Annotated in this window: 14 protein-coding genes and 5 tRNA genes; 9 read left to right on the forward strand and 10 right to left on the reverse strand. The window is 70.1% G+C overall.

Annotation, left to right across the window (positions count from 1 at the left end):
• Positions 1–71: 71 nt before the first annotated feature.
• Complete coding sequence (gene ndgR / locus ACIRB4_RS26105; protein ID WP_005311436.1) at positions 72–788, forward strand: IclR family transcriptional regulator NdgR; 717 nt, start codon at positions 72–74, stop codon at positions 786–788.
• Between the two features lie 128 nt (positions 789–916).
• Here ndgR and ACIRB4_RS26110 read toward each other — a convergent pair.
• From ACIRB4_RS26110 to ACIRB4_RS26150, 9 genes are all read right to left on the reverse strand, one after another.
• A tRNA-Glu gene (locus ACIRB4_RS26110) sits at positions 917–989 on the reverse strand.
• A gap of 40 nt (positions 990–1,029) precedes the next feature.
• Positions 1,030–1,101: transfer RNA gene (locus ACIRB4_RS26115), tRNA-Gln, on the reverse strand.
• A 16-nt stretch (positions 1,102–1,117) separates the two neighbouring features.
• Positions 1,118–1,190: transfer RNA gene (locus ACIRB4_RS26120), tRNA-Glu, on the reverse strand.
• An 88-nt stretch (positions 1,191–1,278) separates the two neighbouring features.
• Positions 1,279–1,351: transfer RNA gene (locus ACIRB4_RS26125), tRNA-Glu, on the reverse strand.
• Positions 1,352–1,392: 41 nt separating this feature from the next.
• A tRNA-Gln gene (locus ACIRB4_RS26130) sits at positions 1,393–1,464 on the reverse strand.
• A 90-nt stretch (positions 1,465–1,554) separates the two neighbouring features.
• A complete protein-coding gene (locus tag ACIRB4_RS26135; RefSeq protein WP_403294604.1) occupies positions 1,555–2,277 on the reverse strand; it encodes an HAD family hydrolase in 723 nt (240 codons plus the stop codon).
• Positions 2,278–2,348: 71 nt separating this feature from the next.
• Positions 2,349–3,827, reverse strand: a complete 1,479-nt coding sequence (gene gltX, locus ACIRB4_RS26140; protein ID WP_403294605.1) for a glutamate--tRNA ligase — start codon at positions 3,825–3,827, stop codon at positions 2,349–2,351.
• The gene (locus ACIRB4_RS26145) at positions 3,820–4,605 is read right to left on the reverse strand and encodes a fumarylacetoacetate hydrolase family protein (RefSeq protein WP_403294606.1); all 786 of its coding nucleotides are present in this window, start codon (positions 4,603–4,605) and stop codon (positions 3,820–3,822) included. The genes gltX and ACIRB4_RS26145 overlap by 8 nt, the downstream gene beginning before the upstream one ends.
• Positions 4,606–4,697: 92 nt before the next feature.
• Positions 4,698–4,886: a hypothetical protein gene (locus ACIRB4_RS26150; RefSeq protein ID WP_403294607.1), complete on the reverse strand. Its 189-nt coding sequence runs from the start codon at positions 4,884–4,886 to the stop codon at positions 4,698–4,700.
• A gap of 573 nt (positions 4,887–5,459) precedes the next feature.
• Between ACIRB4_RS26150 and ACIRB4_RS26155 the strand changes: the two genes are divergently transcribed.
• The 8 genes from ACIRB4_RS26155 to ACIRB4_RS26190 all read left to right on the forward strand — a co-directional run bounded on the left by ACIRB4_RS26155 (position 5,460) and on the right by ACIRB4_RS26190 (position 15,865).
• A complete protein-coding gene (locus ACIRB4_RS26155) occupies positions 5,460–9,140 on the forward strand; it encodes a nitrate- and nitrite sensing domain-containing protein (RefSeq protein ID WP_403294608.1) in 3,681 nt (1,226 codons plus the stop codon).
• A 9-nt stretch (positions 9,141–9,149) separates the two neighbouring features.
• Positions 9,150–9,563 (forward strand): roadblock/LC7 domain-containing protein, encoded by a 414-nt coding sequence (locus tag ACIRB4_RS26160; protein WP_030325548.1) that lies wholly within the window; start codon positions 9,150–9,152, stop codon positions 9,561–9,563.
• A 128-nt stretch (positions 9,564–9,691) separates the two neighbouring features.
• Positions 9,692–10,099 (forward strand): DUF742 domain-containing protein, encoded by a 408-nt coding sequence (locus ACIRB4_RS26165; RefSeq protein ID WP_356894192.1) that lies wholly within the window; start codon positions 9,692–9,694, stop codon positions 10,097–10,099.
• Positions 10,080–10,670: an ATP/GTP-binding protein gene (locus tag ACIRB4_RS26170; RefSeq protein WP_356894194.1), complete on the forward strand. Its 591-nt coding sequence runs from the start codon at positions 10,080–10,082 to the stop codon at positions 10,668–10,670. The genes ACIRB4_RS26165 and ACIRB4_RS26170 overlap by 20 nt, the downstream gene beginning before the upstream one ends.
• Before the next feature lie 339 nt (positions 10,671–11,009).
• Positions 11,010–14,222 carry a nitrate- and nitrite sensing domain-containing protein gene (locus tag ACIRB4_RS26175; RefSeq protein WP_403294609.1) on the forward strand — a complete coding sequence of 1,071 codons (3,213 nt, stop codon included), beginning with the start codon at positions 11,010–11,012 and terminating at the stop codon, positions 14,220–14,222.
• A gap of 7 nt (positions 14,223–14,229) precedes the next feature.
• The gene (locus tag ACIRB4_RS26180) at positions 14,230–14,643 is read left to right on the forward strand and encodes a roadblock/LC7 domain-containing protein (protein WP_005311461.1); all 414 of its coding nucleotides are present in this window, start codon (positions 14,230–14,232) and stop codon (positions 14,641–14,643) included.
• Between the two features lie 93 nt (positions 14,644–14,736).
• Positions 14,737–15,303: a DUF742 domain-containing protein gene (locus tag ACIRB4_RS26185; protein ID WP_403294610.1), complete on the forward strand. Its 567-nt coding sequence runs from the start codon at positions 14,737–14,739 to the stop codon at positions 15,301–15,303.
• Entirely contained in the window at positions 15,284–15,865 is a 582-nt protein-coding gene (locus ACIRB4_RS26190; protein ID WP_050791473.1) for an ATP/GTP-binding protein, read from the forward strand. The genes ACIRB4_RS26185 and ACIRB4_RS26190 overlap by 20 nt, the downstream gene beginning before the upstream one ends.
• Positions 15,866–16,024: 159 nt before the next feature.
• Here ACIRB4_RS26190 and ACIRB4_RS26195 read toward each other — a convergent pair whose 3' ends face one another.
• Positions 16,025–16,216 carry an acyl-CoA carboxylase subunit epsilon gene (locus ACIRB4_RS26195; RefSeq protein ID WP_403294721.1) on the reverse strand — a complete coding sequence of 64 codons (192 nt, stop codon included), beginning with the start codon at positions 16,214–16,216 and terminating at the stop codon, positions 16,025–16,027.
• Positions 16,217–16,221: the final 5 nt, after the last annotated feature.

Raw genomic sequence — 16,221 nt, forward strand, 5'->3', positions numbered from 1 at the left:
CCCCACCAGGGTCACAGGTTCCGGGAGAAATTGAACTTGCGTTTCACAGAGTGAGACGTGAATATCGTTGCATGGACAACTCTAGCGGCGTGGGCGTTCTCGACAAGGCAGCCCTTGTCCTGAGCGCTCTGGAGTCCGGTCCGGCCACCCTCGCAGGTCTGGTCGCGGCGACGGGACTCGCACGACCCACGGCACATCGACTCGCCGTGGCACTGGAACACCACCGGATGGTGGCTCGCGACATGCAGGGCCGGTTCATCCTCGGGCCGCGCCTGGCGGAGCTCGCCGCCGCGGCCGGTGAGGACCGCCTGCTCGCCACGGCTGGCCCGGTACTGACGCATCTGCGCGATGTGACCGGCGAGAGCGCCCAGCTCTACCGGCGCCAGGGAGACATGCGCATCTGCGTGGCGGCGGCCGAGCGGCTGTCCGGCCTGCGGGACACCGTCCCGGTCGGCTCGACGCTGACGATGAAGGCCGGCTCGTCCGCGCAGATCCTGATGGCCTGGGAGGAGCCCGAGCGGCTCCACCGCGGTCTTCAGGGCGCCCGCTTCACGGCGACCGCCCTGTCGGGCGTACGGCGCCGTGGCTGGGCCCAGTCGATCGGCGAGCGGGAGCCTGGCGTGGCGTCGGTCTCCGCGCCCGTACGCGGCCCCTCGAACCGCGTGGTGGCCGCCGTGTCGGTCTCCGGGCCGATCGAGCGCCTGACCCGCCACCCCGGCCGTATGCACGCCCAGGCGGTCATCGACGCGGCCGCTCGCCTCTCCGAGGCGCTGCGCCGCAACGGCTGATCGCGTCCGTCCCCTCCTTGTTCGTCCCGGCCCACCGCTTCAACGCCGCAGCGGTGGGCCGGAGTTGTGTCCATCGCCGCCCGGACGCGAAGAAGCCCTCCCCCGAAGGGAAGGGCTTCTTCGATGCGTACCCCCGACCGGATTCGAACCGGCGCTACCGCCTTGAGAGGGCGGCGTGCTAGGCCGCTACACAACGGGGGCCTTGCGGATCAGATCCGCGTTTGCAGATGAGCTCTGCGAGCTGGCCTACCAGGACTCGAACCTAGAATGACGGTACCAGAAACCGTAGTGTTGCCAATTACACCATAGGCCATGGTGGTTTAGACCAGTACCCCCGACCGGATTCGAACCGGCGCTACCGCCTTGAGAGGGCGGCGTGCTAGGCCGCTACACAACGGGGGCCCTAGCGATCCCGCCCGGCACCGGAGTGCCGAGCGATGTCACCACGTGTTCACCGGGAGCGACCCTGGTGATGCGCAGGATGGATCTGTACCCCCGACCGGATTCGAACCGGCGCTACTGCCTTGAGAGGGCAGCGTGCTAGGCCGCTACACAACGGGGGCTTTGCGGATCAGATCCGCGTGGTGCAGATGAGCTCTGCGAGCTGGCCTACCAGGACTCGAACCTAGACTAACTGAACCAGAATCAGTCGTGCTGCCAATTACACCATAGGCCACCAAAACGCAATCCCCTGCGGGGATCTTGTTCGGCTTGTGCTCCGTGGGTTTCGGCCTTTCGGCTTGCTCCCCTCGGCGCAGGAAGAACATTACCCGAAGGTGTCCGGCGCTCCAAAACGGCTTTCGCCGCGCAGCAGCGCGGGGAGCTGGTGGAGGTCGGTGATGCGGGTCAGCTCGGGTCTGCCGCCGCGGCCCGCGCGGTCCAGCCAGATGCCCGTGAGCCCCGCCTCGACCGCCCCGCGGGCGTCGATGTCCGGCTGGTCACCGACGTACGCCACCTCGTTCGGGGCGAGCGCGAGCGCGTCGCAGGCCGCGTGGAACGCCTCGGGCGCGGGCTTGGCGACCCCCAGTTCGGCGGCGCAGACGACGGCCTCGAAGCGGTCCCGTACACCGAGCACCCGCAGCTTGCGGTCCTGGTTGCGGATGCTGGAGTTCGACAGGACGGCGTGACGGTACTCACGCGCGAGCAGGTCCAGGACGGGGACGGTGTCCGGGAAGAGCTCCCAGGCGGATTCGTAGTGCGTGATGTACCGCTCGAACCAGCCGTCGGCCTCGGCGGCGGTGAGGGCGGGCGCCCCGAGGAAGTCACGCACGCGCTCGCGCCGCTGCTCCTGGAAGTCCACCCCGCCGGCCTCGAACCGCCGCCAGTGGACGACGGTGAGCTCCTGCCAGCGACCGAGGGCCTGGTCGACGGAGTCGAATCCGTCCACCAGGCCCTCGGCCGTGAGATGGTCGCGCATGCCGGTCAGGTCGGCGCGGGCGTAGTCGAAGATCGTGTCGTCGATGTCCCACAGGACCGCGCGGATGGCCATACGTCGACGGTACCGCCCCCCTTGCCGGGGGTTCGGGGGTCGTCCCCGGAAGAGCGTCGTTCAGCCCGCGATCACGCCGCCAGCTTCGCCAGCGCCGCGTCGATCCGGGCCAGGGTCTTCTCCTTGCCGAGGATCTCCAGGGACTCGAAGAGCGGCAGGCCGACCGTGCGGCCGGTGACCGCGACGCGGACCGGGGCCTGGGCCTTGCCGAGCTTGAGGCCGTGCGCCTCGCCGGCGGCGAGGACCGCGTTCTTGAGGGACTCCGGGTCGCTCCAGTCGGCGCCTTCGAGCTTCTCGCGGGCGGTGGTGAGCAGCGCGGCGGGCTCGCCCTTCATGGCCTTGTCCCACGAGGGCTGGTCGAAGACCGGCTCGGGAAGGAACAGGAAGTCCACGTTCTGCGTGATGTCGGAGAGGACCGTGACACGCGTCTGCGCGTGCGGGGCGATGGCCTCCCAGGCCGCGCGGTCGAAGTCCTCGGGGGCCCAGTTGGCGTGCGGCGCCTGGAGCCAGGGCTCGCAGGCCGCGGCGAAGGCCTTCACGTCGAGCATGCGGATGTGGTCGGCGTTGATCGCCTCGGCCTTCTTGAGGTCGAAGCGGGCCGGGTTGGCGTTGACGTCGGCGATGTCGAACTTCTCGACCATCTGCTCGATGGTGAAGATGTCCTGGTCGGCCGAGAAGGACCAGCCGAGGAGGGAGAGGTAGTTCAGGAGGCCCTCGGGGAGGAAGCCGCGCTCCCGGTAGAGGTTGAGGGAGGCCTGCGGGTCGCGCTTGGAGAGCTTCTTGTTGCCCTCGCCCATGACGTACGGCAGGTGGCCGAAGGCGGGGATCTCCTTGGCGACGCCCAGCTCGATCAGCGCCTTGTAGAGGGCGATCTGGCGCGGGGTGGAGGAGAGCAGGTCCTCACCGCGCAGCACGTGGGTGATCTCCATGAGCGCGTCGTCGACCGGGTTGACCAGGGTGTACAGCGGGGCGCCGTTGGCGCGCACGATGCCGTAGTCCGGGACGTTGTCCGGGGTGAAGGTGAGCTCGCCGCGGACCAGGTCGGTGAAGGTGATCGGCTCGTCGGGCATCTTGAAGCGGACGATGGACTCGCGGCCCTCGGCGCGGTAGCGCTCGATGCGCTCGGCGCTCAGGTTGCGGCAGGTGCCGTCGTAGCCGGAGGGCTTGCCGGCCAGGCGCGCGGCGTCGCGGCGGGCCTCGAGCTCCACGGCGGTGCAGAAGCAGTGGTAGGCGTACCCGCCGGCGAGCAGCTTCTCGGCGACGTCCTTGTAGATGTCCATCCGCTGGGACTGGCGGTACGGGGCGTGCGGGCCGCCGACCTCGTCGGGGCCCTCGTCCCAGGTGAAGCCGAGCCAGCGCAGCGAGTCGAGCAGCTGCTGGTACGACTCCTCGGAGTCGCGCGCCGCGTCGGTGTCCTCGATGCGGAAGACGAACGTACCGCCGTGGTGCCGGGCGAACGCCCAGTTGAAGAGGGCGGTCCTGACCAGGCCCACGTGGGGGTTGCCGGTCGGGGAGGGACAGAAACGTACGCGGACGTTCGCGTTAGCCACGCTTGATCACCTTGTTGGTGAGAGTGCCGATGCCTTCGATGGTGACGGCGACCTCGTCGCCGACGTTGAGCGGTCCGACTCCGGCCGGGGTGCCGGTGAGGATGACGTCGCCGGGGAGCAGCGTCATGGCCTCGGTGATGTGGACGACCAGGTCCTCGATGGAGCGGATCATGTCGCTCGTACGACCGAGCTGGCGCTGTTCGCCGTTGACCGTGGCCTGGATGGTGAGGTCGCTCGGGTCGAGGTCGGTCTCCACCCAGGGGCCGAGCGGGCAGCTGGTGTCGAAGCCCTTGGCCCGGGCCCACTGCTTCTCGCGCTGCTGGGCGTCGCGGGCGGTGACGTCGTTGGCGCAGGTGTAGCCGAAGACGACGTCCTTGACGCGTTCGCGGGGGACCTCGCGGCACATGCGGCCGATGACGACGGCCAGTTCGGCCTCGTGGTGCAGTTCGTTGGAGAAGGAGGGGTACTCGATCGCGTCGCCGGAGCCGATCACCGAGGTGGTGGGCTTGAAGAAGGCGACGGGGACGTCGGGGACCTCGTTGCCGAGTTCGGCGGCGTGCTCCGCGTAGTTGCGGCCGATGGCGACGACTTTGTTGGGCAGCACGGGCGGCAGCAGCCGCACCTTGCCGAGCGGCACCTTGGTGCCGCTCAGTTCGAAGTCCGTGTACGGGATGCCCTTGATGATGTCGAGGACCAGGCCGCCGGATTCGACGGTTCCCTCGCCCTCGACGGCGCCGAAGGCGACATTGCCGTCGATGGAGAATCTGGCGATGCGCACGAGTGCTGTCGCCCCTCACTTGCTACTGGCTGGAGTCTGACGCTCCAGGCTAACGCGGCGAGGGGCGGCGGATAGCGAGCCCGGAAACCCTATTACTCTGCGGGCTGGAGGGCCTCGGGCGCGGTCATGAGGATGGTGCGGCGGGGGTTGGCGGTCTGGGCGGGGAGTTCGATGGTGTGCTCCCGCTGTGCGCCGAGGTCGAGCCGCTCGGCGTCCTCGAGGTGTGCGAGCGTGGTGCGGCGGGGGTTGGCCGTGGAGCGGAGCAGCATCGTCGTCTTCATCGCGGGTGTCAGACCTCTACAGAGTGGGGGCTGGTGTAAAGCGTCAGGCTAAACGCCCCATTCCCTTCGAATGCATGGCTCAGACACCGATCTGGGTGTGAGTTTGCTCACCACCGAGCGGGCAAATCCGGCATTACGGGCCACCCTCAGAGGTCACTGAAACGGACAATGCGTAGCTGAACGCTTCATTCCGCTCCTGATCATCGCGACTGGGACACTCGACCCCCGTAAGCCTTTGGAGTTAATAAGTCCGATTCCTCCATGATCATGTTCTACATCGGGTGACAGGATGTTCACCGGTTGTTATCCGGTCGGTGGTCCGAGACGCGGCTCTTGTTGGAGATCCGGCACTGTGCTGGAATTCCACGCACCGCGCGGGTTTCAAGACCGGCGCGCTGGGGCGCAACGCAGCGCCGGGTGAGCGGCGGGAAGGGGGATCTGCGCCGGTCACCGACGACCACCATGGGGCGCATTCGTGTCCCACGACGCCGACACCGTCTGTTCCGCTCACGCGGAAGGACGCCTGGTCCAGAGGTTGCGACGCTAGTGCAGGGACGTTTCAAGAGGGATGGCATGGGGTCCCCCCAGGCCCGTCAGGGCCGAGGGGATGCTGCGGCGGAGCAGGAGCGCGCTGCCGGGACCGACCGCGGTTCCTCGGCCCAGCACGCCCAGAACCAGGCGCAGGGACCGGCCTCCGACGGTGGTGACGGCGCCGCGCGCAAGGGTGCCGCGAAGCCCGCCGCCGAGCCCGGGGCGGTGCCCCAGCTGAAGGCCGAGGTCGACGCCGGGCCGCGAATAGCCCTGCGCAACTGGCGCATCTCGACGCGCCTGGTCGCTCTGCTGACCCTTCCCGTGGTGGCGGCCACCAGCCTCGGCGGTATCCGGATCAGCGAGTCGCTCCAGGACATGGAGCAGCTGGAGCACATGCAGCTGCTCACCAAGCTGACCAAGGACGCGACGAAGCTCGCCCAGGCGCTCCAGGAGGAGCGCGACCTGTCCGCCGGTCCGCTCGCGAACCGGAAGTCGGCCAGCGACTACCAGGTCGCCAACCCCCGCAAACAGACGGACCGCGCCCAGAAGGCGTTCATGGACGCCACCGCGGAGATCCCGGCGTCCGAGGGCGACGAGGCGCTGCAGGGCATCCGCCAGAACGTCAGCCAGATCGCGTCCCAGGTCGTCCTCATCGGCGGTATCCGGCAGGACGCCTACAAGCCCGGCGTCGCCCACTCCGTGACGGTCGAGGCGTACAGCCGGCTGATCCGTTCGCTGCTGAGCCTCTCCCAGGACATGGCGCAGGCGACCAGCAACCCGGAGATGATCAAGCGGACCCGGGCGCTCGCCGCGTTCTCCTCCGCCAAGGAGTACGCCTCCATCCAGCAGGCGATCATCGCCGCCGCGCTCCCCTCCAGCGACAGCAGGCCGGGCAAGCTGGAGCCGGGCGACCGCCTCTACGGCTACGCCGCCCAGCGCGGCGAGAACGTCGAGCTCAAGGCGTTCTCGTCCATCTACGAGTCGGCCGGCGGCGACGCCGACGATCTGACCGCCCCGCTGACCACCGGCAACCCGTCGATCGACGCCGCCGACAAGTACGCCGACCGGGTGCTGAGCAACGACTCCGGCATGGAGAGCCGCACCCCCCGCGGCCACCTCAACTTCACGGACGAGTACGGCACCAAGCTGGAGACGATGAGCCTCATCGAGGCCCACCTCCTCGGCCAGATGGAGGAGAAGGCCCGCGAGCTGCGCCAGGAGTCGCAGCGCGAGGCGATCATCAACGGTGCCCTGATCGTCCTCGTCCTCGGTGTCTCCCTCATCGGCGCCTTCGTCGTGGCCCGGTCCATGATCCGGTCGCTGCGCCGACTCCAGGACACCGCCACCAAGGTCGCCCAGGAACGTCTGCCCGAGCTCGTCAAGCAGCTCTCCGAGGCCGACCCCCAGGACGTCGACACCTCCGTCGAGTCCGTCGGTGTGCACTCCCGGGACGAGATCGGCCAGGTGGCCGCGGCCTTCGACGACGTGCACCGCGAGGCGGTCCGCCTCGCCGCCGAGCAGGCCCTGCTGCGGGGCAACGTCAACGCGATGTTCACCAACCTCTCGCGCCGCTCCCAGGGTCTGATCCAGCGCCAGCTCTCGCTCATCTCCGAGCTGGAGTCCCGCGAGGCCGATCCGGACCAGCTCTCCTCGCTCTTCAAGCTCGACCACCTCGCCACCCGCATGCGGCGTAACGGCGAGAACCTCCTCGTCCTCGCCGGTGAGGAGCCGGGGCGTCGCTGGACCCGCCCGGTCCCGCTGGTCGACGTGCTCCGCGCCGCCGCCTCCGAGGTGGAGCAGTACGAGCGCATCGAACTGTCCTCCGTCCCGGCGACCGAGGTCGCCGGCCGGGTCGTCAACGACCTCGTGCACCTCCTCGCCGAGCTGCTGGAGAACGCCACGTCGTTCTCCTCGCCGCAGACCAAGGTCCGCGTCACCGGTCACGCGCTGCCCGACGGCCGCGTGCTCGTCGAGATCCACGACACCGGCATCGGCCTCTCCCCCGAGGACCTCGCCGCGATCAACGAGCGGCTCGCCTCGCCGCCCACCGTGGACGTCTCGGTCTCCCGCCGCATGGGCCTGTTCGTGGTCGGCCGCCTGTCCCTGCGGCACGGCATCCGGATCCAGCTGCGCCCCTCGGACTCGGGCGGCACCACCGCGCTCGTCATGCTTCCCGTGGACGTCGCCCAGGGCGGCAAGAAGCCGGTGCCCAAGGCGGGTCCCGGCGGCCAGGGCGCGATGCCGCAGGGTCCCTCCGCTCCCGGCGGCCGGCTCCCCGGTTCGGCCGGCGGCCCCGGCGGCGCCGGTGGCGGCCGCCCGGGTCTCGGCTCCCCGTCGGCCCCGGCCGGACTGCTCGGCGGCGGTGCCGGTGCGGGCGGCGCGCGTGGCCAGGTCGGTGCGGGCAACGGTCCGCGGGCCGCGCTGCCCGGCCGGGACGGTGCTCCGCAGGGCCAGGGCCAGGGTCAGCACCAGGCCCCCGCGCCCGCCCCGCAGCCGGCGCAGACCGCCCAGATGCCGCAGGTCTCCGCGGAGCCGCAGCGCCCCGCCGCCGGCGGGCTCGGCGGTGGTGCCCAGCGGGCCATCCCGTCCCGTACGGACGTCTGGGGCGGCCAGGGCAACAAGAGCCATCAGCCGAGCCAGAGCCAGGGCCAGCCCCCGCAGCCTCCGCAGGCGCAGCAGCACCACCCGGGCCGGCAGGGGCAGCAGGGTGGCGGCCGTCCCGGCCAGAACCCGCGCGCCGAACTCCCCGGCGGCGCCCCGCAGCAGCAGCGCCCGCAGGCCGCGAGCTGGGGCAACGACCAGGCGCAGCCGGTTCGCCGTCCGCGGCAGGAGGCGTCCCCGCTGGACGCCCCGCGCGGCCACGAGGAACCGGAGACCACCGGCCGGTACGCCCGTCCGGCGGCGCCCCAGGCCCCCGGTTCCACCGGCGGGTTCACGGGCGCGGACCTCGGCGGCCGTCAGCAGGCTCCCCAGGCGTACCAGCCTGCGGCGCAGGACCCGGCGGCCACCGCCCAGTTCGCGCGCCCCGACTTCGGCGCGCAGCAGCAGGCACCGCAGGGCTACCAGCAGCAGGCCCCCCAGCAGCCGGGCCCGCGCCGGGACGGCTCCGACTACGGCGCCCCGCGCCCGGCCGGAAGCCTGCCCCAGCAGTCTCAGCAGCCCCGGGTTCAGCAGCCCCGTCAGCCCGAGGCCCTGCCTCCGGCGAGCGGGTCGGGCGACGGCCGCACGCCGCTGTACGACACGCTGGAGACCAACTGGTTCCACGGTCAGGCCCCGGGTCAGGACCAGGGCCGGCAGGACGGCGGCCGGGTCCCGGACGCCGAGCAGACCATGCAGACCCCGGTCGTGCCGCAGCCGTCCGCCGCCCCGGCGCCGCGGCGTCCCGCCGCCCCCCAGGGCGGCGACGGCGGTCAGCAGGCCGGCCCCGCCTCCTGGCGGACCTCCCCCAACGACGAGTTGGTGCGCCAGGCCGAGCGGGTGCGCAAGCCCGCGGCCGGCGGTGTCACCACCTCGGGGCTGCCGCGGCGTGTGCCGCGCGCCAACCTCGTACCCGGGACCGCACAGGAGCAGGCCCACACGGCCGGCCCCCAGGTCTCGCGTGCACCAGACGACGTCCGCGGCCGGCTCACCAATCTGCGCCGCGGTATCCAACAGGGCCGCCAGGCCGGTAACTCGACCACGGGTAACCACCCCCTCGGCCCGACCCACCAGCAGGAGCGTTAGTTGAGCGCGATGAGCCAGGCGGCGCAGAATCTGAACTGGTTGATCACCAACTTCGTGGACAACACCCCTGGGGTGTCCCACACGGTGGTGGTCTCCGCCGACGGCCTGCTGCTGGCCATGTCGGAAGGGTTTCCCCGGGACCGTGCCGATCAGCTGGCGGCGGTCGCGTCCGGACTGACCTCGTTGACCGCGGGCGCGTCCCGCATCTTCGAGGGCGGCCCGGTCGCACAGACCGTCGTGGAGATGGAGCGCGGCTTCCTCTTCCTGATGTCCGTCTCCGACGGCTCCTCGCTGGCCGTGCTCGCGCACCCGGAGTGCGACATCGGCCTCGTGGGCTACGAGATGACGCTGCTGGTCGACCGGGCCGGCAGTGTCCTCACCCCGGACCTCCGTGCGGAGCTCCAGGGCAGCCTGCTCCACTAGCCTCGCACCGACGGTGCGGTACGCCCCTCCGTACCGCACCGGGCACACACACCGTCCGGCCGCCCCCATTCGGCCCCCCACCGGCCCCATCAGACGGCAGACTTCTTGCTGTCACGCCCGGAGGATTCATGACCCCGCCCCCCGCCTCTCACGATCCGTACGGCGCCTCACTCGACGAGTCGTACGGATATGAGGGCGACCAGCCGCTGGTACGTCCGTATGCGATGACCGGCGGCCGGACCCGGCCGCGTTACCAGCTCGCCATCGAGGCGCTGGTCAGCACCACGGCCGACCCGGCGCACCTTGCCAGTCTGCTCCCCGAGCACCAGCGCATCTGCCACCTGTGCCGTGAGGTCAAGTCGGTGGCCGAGGTCTCGGCCCTGTTGTCGATGCCGCTCGGTGTGGCCCGGATCCTCGTCGCCGACCTGGCGGAGGCGGGCATGGTGGCGATCCACCAGCCGGGCAACGGAGAGACCGGCGGCACGCCGGACGTGACACTGCTCGAAAGGGTGCTCAGTGGACTTCGCAAGATCTGACGGCGGTACCGGCTCCCAGGGCCGGGCGACCACCAGCGCCAAGATCGTGGTGGCGGGTGGCTTCGGCGTGGGCAAGACCACGTTCGTCGGCGCCGTCTCGGAGATCGACCCGCTGCGTACCGAGGCCGTGATGACCTCGGCCTCGGCCGGCATCGACGACCTCACGCACACCGGGGACAAGACCACCACGACGGTGGCGATGGACTTCGGCCGCATCACGCTGGACCAGGACCTGATCCTGTACCTCTTCGGTACGCCGGGCCAGGACCGTTTCTGGTTCATGTGGGACGACCTGGTCCGCGGTGCCATCGGCGCCGTCGTGCTCGTGGACACCCGGCGGCTCGCCGACTGCTTCCCCGCGGTCGACTACTTCGAGAACAGCGGCCTGCCGTTCGTCATCGCGCTGAACGGCTTCGAGGGCCATCAGCCGTACACTCCGGACGAGGTCCGCGAGGCGCTGCAGATCGGCCCGGGCACGCCGATCATCACCACCGACGCCCGCCACCGCGCGGACGCCAAGGGCGCGCTGATCACGCTTGTGGAGCATGCGCTGATGGCACGACTCAAGTAGGCGAACGTATACAGCAGTTGTCGTACGCCTCTCTGGGGGCGGTCTGTGTCCTTTGACACGGTCCGCCCTCGCGTTCATAACGTTTCGACAGAGAATTGGTGAGCCACGGACACCCGACGCATCCGTTCGGTACCACTGTGCTCACATGAGCCCCGCCTTTTGGCGGGGCTCGTTCTTTATGCCCGTTTTATCTTCGGGCTCGAGTCGTGAAAGCGCCCGCTCAGCGCTGTTTGGAGGGGACCCCCTTCACGTGCTGCAATTCATGAACTCCCGAGTAGTACGGCCCTGACAGAAACACCGGCACAACGTAGGTGCCGACGCCGAGAGGTTGTTGGTCGAGTGAGGCGAAGCAAGGAAAGCTCCGCGGAGCAGCAGGCGCGAGGCAACTTCACACCGCCTGCGCGCACGGTGGCGTCTCCCGCCGACATCGCTGCGACGCCTGTCCCGCCCCCGGCCGGCAAGGGCAGCTCCAGCAAGCTGTCCCCGCGCAACTGGCGTGTACCCACCAGGCTGAACGCCATCCTCCTCATACCCGTGCTGGTCGGCCTGGTCATGGGCGGCTTCCAGGTGAAGGGGTCGATCGACACCTGGCAGGAGGCGCAGAACGCCGAGAAGACGGCGCTCATCGTGCGCGCCGCCTCCGAGTACAGCCAGGCCCTGCTCAACGAGCGCGACCTCACGGCCGCTCCGCTCCTCAAGGCCACCTCCGCGAAGGACCGCGAGAGCGACGAGGTCACGCAGGCGTACGCCGCCAGCGACGCCGCCGCGGTGAAGTTCGAGCAGGCCACCAAGGACATGCCGGAGGGCGAGGGCCTCGAGCGCCGCCTGAAGCTGTTCAAGGACAAGGAGCCGAACCTCAAGAAGCTCCGCGAGGTCGCGTACACCAAGGCCATGGACCCGGTGCAGACCCAGCTCGGGTACACCGATGTCCAGCACTACCTGATGGAGTTCTCCAACGAGCTCGGGCTCGGTACGGGCAACATCACCAGCTACGGCCGTACCGTCTACGCCATCCAGCTCGCCAAGGCCGCCGAGTCGCTGCAGCGCTCGATCGGCATGCAGCTCCTGGTGCGCCCCAGCAAGTCGGACGCGGTCTTCGCCCAGCAGTCGGTGGCGTTCAACTCGTACAACTACCTGGAGCAGATCGCCCTCGGCGAGTACCAGTCCGGCGGCACCCAGGCGGATGTGGACCGTCTGAAGCAGGTCATGACCGAGAAGGCCACCGAGGGCGCCAAGAAGCTCGAGGCCGCCGACCTGAACCCTCCCAAGGGCACGGACGGCTCGGTCTACACCGGGATGGCGAAGGCGATCGGTTCCGCCGAGGACGCCGACGCGATCGCGGACCTGCGCAAGCAGGACGTCACCCCCGAGACCTGGATGGGTGCGGCCACCGCCAAGTTCGACGGCTACACCGAGGTCGAGAAGGAGCTCGTCGACAAGGCCGTGAACGAGGCCTCCGCGATCTCCGACGACGCCAGGACGGACGCCTTCCTCAACGGTGGCATCGTGGTCATCGCGCTGCTCGCCGCCTTCATCCTGGCCGGGATGATGGCCCGGCAGATGAGCCGCTCGATGCAGCAGCTGCGCACCGCCGCCTTCGGCATCGCCGAGCAGCGTCTGCCGATGCTGGTCGACCAGCTCTCCCGTACCGAGCCGGGCCGGGTCGACACCCGCGTCCAGCCCATTCCGATCGACTCCCAGGACGAGATCGGCGAGGTCGCCCGCGCCTTCGACCAGGTCCACCGTGAGGCCGTACGGCTCGCCGCCGAGCAGGCCATGCTCCGCGGCAACGTCAACGCGATCTTCACCAACCTCTCGCGCCGCAACCAGTCGCTGATCGAGGGCCAGCTGACCCTCATCACCGACCTGGAGAACAACGAGGCGGACCCGGACCAGCTGGAGAACCTCTTCAAGCTGGACCACCTCGCCACCCGTATGCGCCGCAACGGCGAGAACCTCCTCGTCCTCGCGGGCGAGGAGCCCGGCCGCCGCTGGGACCAGCCGGTGCCGCTGGTCGACGTGATGCGCGCCGCCTCCTCCGAGGTGGAGCAGTACGAGCGCATCGAGCTGGCCGGTGTCCCGGAGGCCGAGATCCACGGCCAGGCCGTGACCGACCTCGTGCACCTGCTCGCCGAGCTCCTGGAGAACGCCACCACGTTCTCCTCGCCGCAGACCAAGGTCCGCGTCACCGCCACCCGCCTGCCCGACGGCCGGGTGATGGTCGAGATCCACGACAAGGGCATCGGCCTCACCGCCGAGGACTTCGCGGACATCAACCACAAGCTGGCGAACCCGCCCACCGTGGACGCCGCCGTCTCGCAGCGCATGGGCCTGTTCGTGGTCGGCCGGCTGGCCGACCGGCACGGCATCCGGGTCCAGCTGCGCCCCTCCGGCGAGCAGGCCGGTACGACCTCGCTGGTCATGCTGCCGGACGCGATCACCCACGGTGGTGGTGGCGAGGCGCTGCCGCAGGACGACTTCACCGTCTCGCAGATGATCCCGCAGCAGCAGACGCAGTCCTTCGAGCCCGTGCAGCAGCCGATGCGGACCGCGGCCGAGCTCGGCTTCGACGACTCGCGCTACGAGCAGCCCGGCGAGGGCCGGCCGCTCGACCCGGTCAACCGCTCGCTGCAGCGCGAGGAGCGGCGAGCCGCCCTCGAGGCGCAGGCGCAGGGCGGCGACCGTCCGCTGTTCCGGGACGAGCTCGACCCGGAGCAGCAGGGGTACGTACAGCAGGAGCAGGAGCAGGAGTACGCACCGGAGCAGGGCTACGTACAGGAGTACGCGGCCGACTTCGGTCAGCAGGCTCAGCAGCACGGCGGTTACGACTACCCGCAGCAGGGCTACGACGAGTACGCCCAGCCCGTCGGTGACTACGGACAGCCCGCGCAGTCCGGCTATGCGGAAGCCGCCTACCAGGGTCAGGACAACGGCCAGGCGCAGTACGACGGTGGCTATGACGCCCAGTCCCAGCAGGGCGAGTGGGCGGATCAGGGCGCGTACCAGGGTGGCTACGAGCAGCAGTACCAGGCGGAAGCGGAATCTGCTCCGGACGCTCCCGAACAGGCTCATGACCGCGTAGGCTTCGACCGTCCGGGTCCCACGCCGAACCCGGCCCCGGACGCCGGCCACGCGCTGACCGATGCCGGTCTGCCGCGCCGTGGCAGCACCGCCGCGCAGGCGCCTCAGCCCGCGCAGCAGCCGCTGCCCACGCGGACGGCCCAGCAGCCGGCGCAGCAGAACGAAGCCGACGGCTCCGAGGAATGGCGCTCGACCAACGACGAGCGCTGGATGCGGGCCGAGAAGCTCCGCGAGCCGAAGGCGGGCGGGGTCACCTCCTCCGGCCTTCCGCGGCGCGTCCCGAAGGCCAATCTGGTCGAGGGGACGGCGGAGCAGACCCCGCAGGGCGGCCCCCAGGTCTCCCGCGCCCCCGAGGACGTGCGAGGCAGGTTGAGCAACCTGCGCCGTGGCGTCCAGCAGGGACGCACCGCGGGAACGGACACGAACGGATCGGGCCTCGGCCCGGGCAGTACCTACAACCAGGAGCGTTAGTGTGAGCATGAGCCAGGCGGCGCAGAATCTGAACTGGTTGATCACCAACTTCGTGGACAACACCCCTGGGGTGTCCCACACGGTGGTGGTCTCCGCCGACGGACTCCTGCTGGCGATGTCCGAGGGTTTCCCCCGGGACCGAGCCGACCAGCTGGCGGCCGTCGCCTCCGGACTGACCTCGCTGACCGCGGGCGCGTCCCGGATCTTCGAGGGTGGTGCGGTCAACCAGACCGTCGTGGAGATGGAGCGCGGCTTCCTCTTCATCATGTCGATCTCGGACGGCTCCTCGCTGGCCGTACTCGCGCACCCCGAGGCGGACATCGGTCTCGTGGGTTACGAGATGGCGCTGCTCGTCGACCGTGCGGGCAGCGTGCTGACTCCTGACCTCCGGGCGGAGCTTCAGGGAAGTCTGCTCAACTAACAGACAGACAGTGCGTATCTCGCCACCGCACCGTAAGGTGCGGTGGCGCGGCTCCACAGGGACATGGACCGCGAGGCAGTCGGAGGAGGAGACGTGGGAACACCCCCGGGCGGACGCCCTTACAACGGTTTTGAGGCGCAGCAGCCGCACGGAGACACGGCGCAGAACCGGTTCAACTTTCCCTCCGCACCGAGCAGACAGGGTGTACAGCAGCCCTATCAGCAGCCGCAGGCCCAGCCGTCGCCCGTGAGCGCTCCGAGCGCGCCGAGTGCCGCGCGCCGCACGAGCGGTTCGGGTGGTTCGGGCGGTCCGGGTGTGCACAACCCGCTCGTGCGTCCTTACGCGATGACCGGCGGCCGGACCCGGCCGCGTTACCAGCTCGCCATCGAGGCGCTGGTCAGCACGACGGCCGATCCGTCCCGGCTGCAGGGGCAGTTGCCCGAGCACCAGCGGATCTGCCGGCTCTGCTTCGAGATCAAGTCGGTCGCCGAGATCTCGGCGCTCCTCTCCATCCCCCTCGGCGTTGCCCGGATTCTCGTCGCCGACCTGGCCGAGGCCGGACTTGTCGCCATCCACCAGCCCGGCGGCGACGAAGCCGCCGGCGGTCAGCCAGACGTGACACTGCTCGAAAGGGTGCTCAGTGGACTTCGCAAGCTCTAGCGGCGGCGCGGCCCGTTCAACCACCAGCGCGAAGATCGTGGTGGCGGGTGGCTTCGGCGTGGGCAAGACCACGTTCGTCGGCGCCGTCTCGGAGATCAACCCGCTGCGTACCGAGGCCGTGATGACGTCTGCGTCGGCGGGCATCGACGACCTCACGCACACCGGCGACAAGACGACGACGACTGTCGCGATGGACTTCGGCCGTATCACCCTGGACCAGGACCTGATCCTGTACCTCTTCGGTACCCCGGGCCAGGACCGCTTCTGGTTCATGTGGGACGACCTGGTCCGCGGCGCCATCGGCGCCGTCGTGCTCGTGGACACCCGGCGGCTCGCCGACTGCTTCCCGGCTGTCGACTACTTCGAGAACAGCGGGCTGCCGTTCGTCATCGCGCTGAACGGCTTCGACGGCCACCAGCCGTACAACCCGGAGGAAGTCCGCGAGGCCCTGCAGATCGGCCCGGACACCCCCATCATCACCACCGACGCCCGCCACCGCGCGGACGCCAAGAGCGCGCTTATCACGCTCGTGGAGCATGCTCTGATGGCCCGCCTTCGGTAAGTCCCACCGCGAGGTGTGAAGGAGCCCCGCCGCACCGCCCGGTGCGCGGGGCTTCTTGGCGTCCACCGAGGGCGCGTCACGGCGCGCGGGGGCGTACTGGGACAACGGCGAAGGCCCCCCGCTCCATGAGGAGCGGGGGGCCTTCGGTGCCCTGTGGGCTCAGCCCTGCCAGGAGTGGGAGGGGCGGAAGCCCGACTGGCGCTCCAGGCGGCGCCAGCCGGCGGTGGAGCGGGCGGACGTCGGGGCGTCGGCGGGCTGGGCGGCCGCGCGGGCGAGCAGGACCGCGGTGATGGCGGCCAGCTCCTCGGGGTCGGCGTGGCCCTTCTCGACTCGGAGAAGGTTGGCGGGCATGGTCA

It is taken from the genome of Streptomyces sp. NPDC093600, assembly GCF_044764755.1.
GTDB lineage: Bacteria > Actinomycetota > Actinomycetes > Streptomycetales > Streptomycetaceae > Streptomyces.

Bases quoted from the DNA above. Each gene is read 5' to 3' on its own strand.
- ACIRB4_RS26155 (WP_403294608.1), top strand. From the start codon at position 5,460: ATGGGGTCCCCCCAGGCCCGTCAGGGCCGAGGGGATGCTGCGGCGGAG.
- ndgR (WP_005311436.1), top strand. From the start codon at position 72: ATGGACAACTCTAGCGGCGTGGGCGTTCTCGACAAGGCAGCCCTTGTC.
- ACIRB4_RS26180 (WP_005311461.1), top strand. From the start codon at position 14,230: ATGAGCCAGGCGGCGCAGAATCTGAACTGGTTGATCACCAACTTCGTG.
- ACIRB4_RS26135 (WP_403294604.1), bottom strand. From the start codon at position 2,277: ATGGCCATCCGCGCGGTCCTGTGGGACATCGACGACACGATCTTCGAC.
- ACIRB4_RS26160 (WP_030325548.1), top strand. From the start codon at position 9,150: ATGAGCCAGGCGGCGCAGAATCTGAACTGGTTGATCACCAACTTCGTG.
- ACIRB4_RS26150 (WP_403294607.1), bottom strand. From the start codon at position 4,886: ATGAAGACGACGATGCTGCTCCGCTCCACGGCCAACCCCCGCCGCACC.
- ACIRB4_RS26195 (WP_403294721.1), bottom strand. From the start codon at position 16,216: ATGCCCGCCAACCTTCTCCGAGTCGAGAAGGGCCACGCCGACCCCGAG.
- ACIRB4_RS26165 (WP_356894192.1), top strand. From the start codon at position 9,692: ATGACCCCGCCCCCCGCCTCTCACGATCCGTACGGCGCCTCACTCGAC.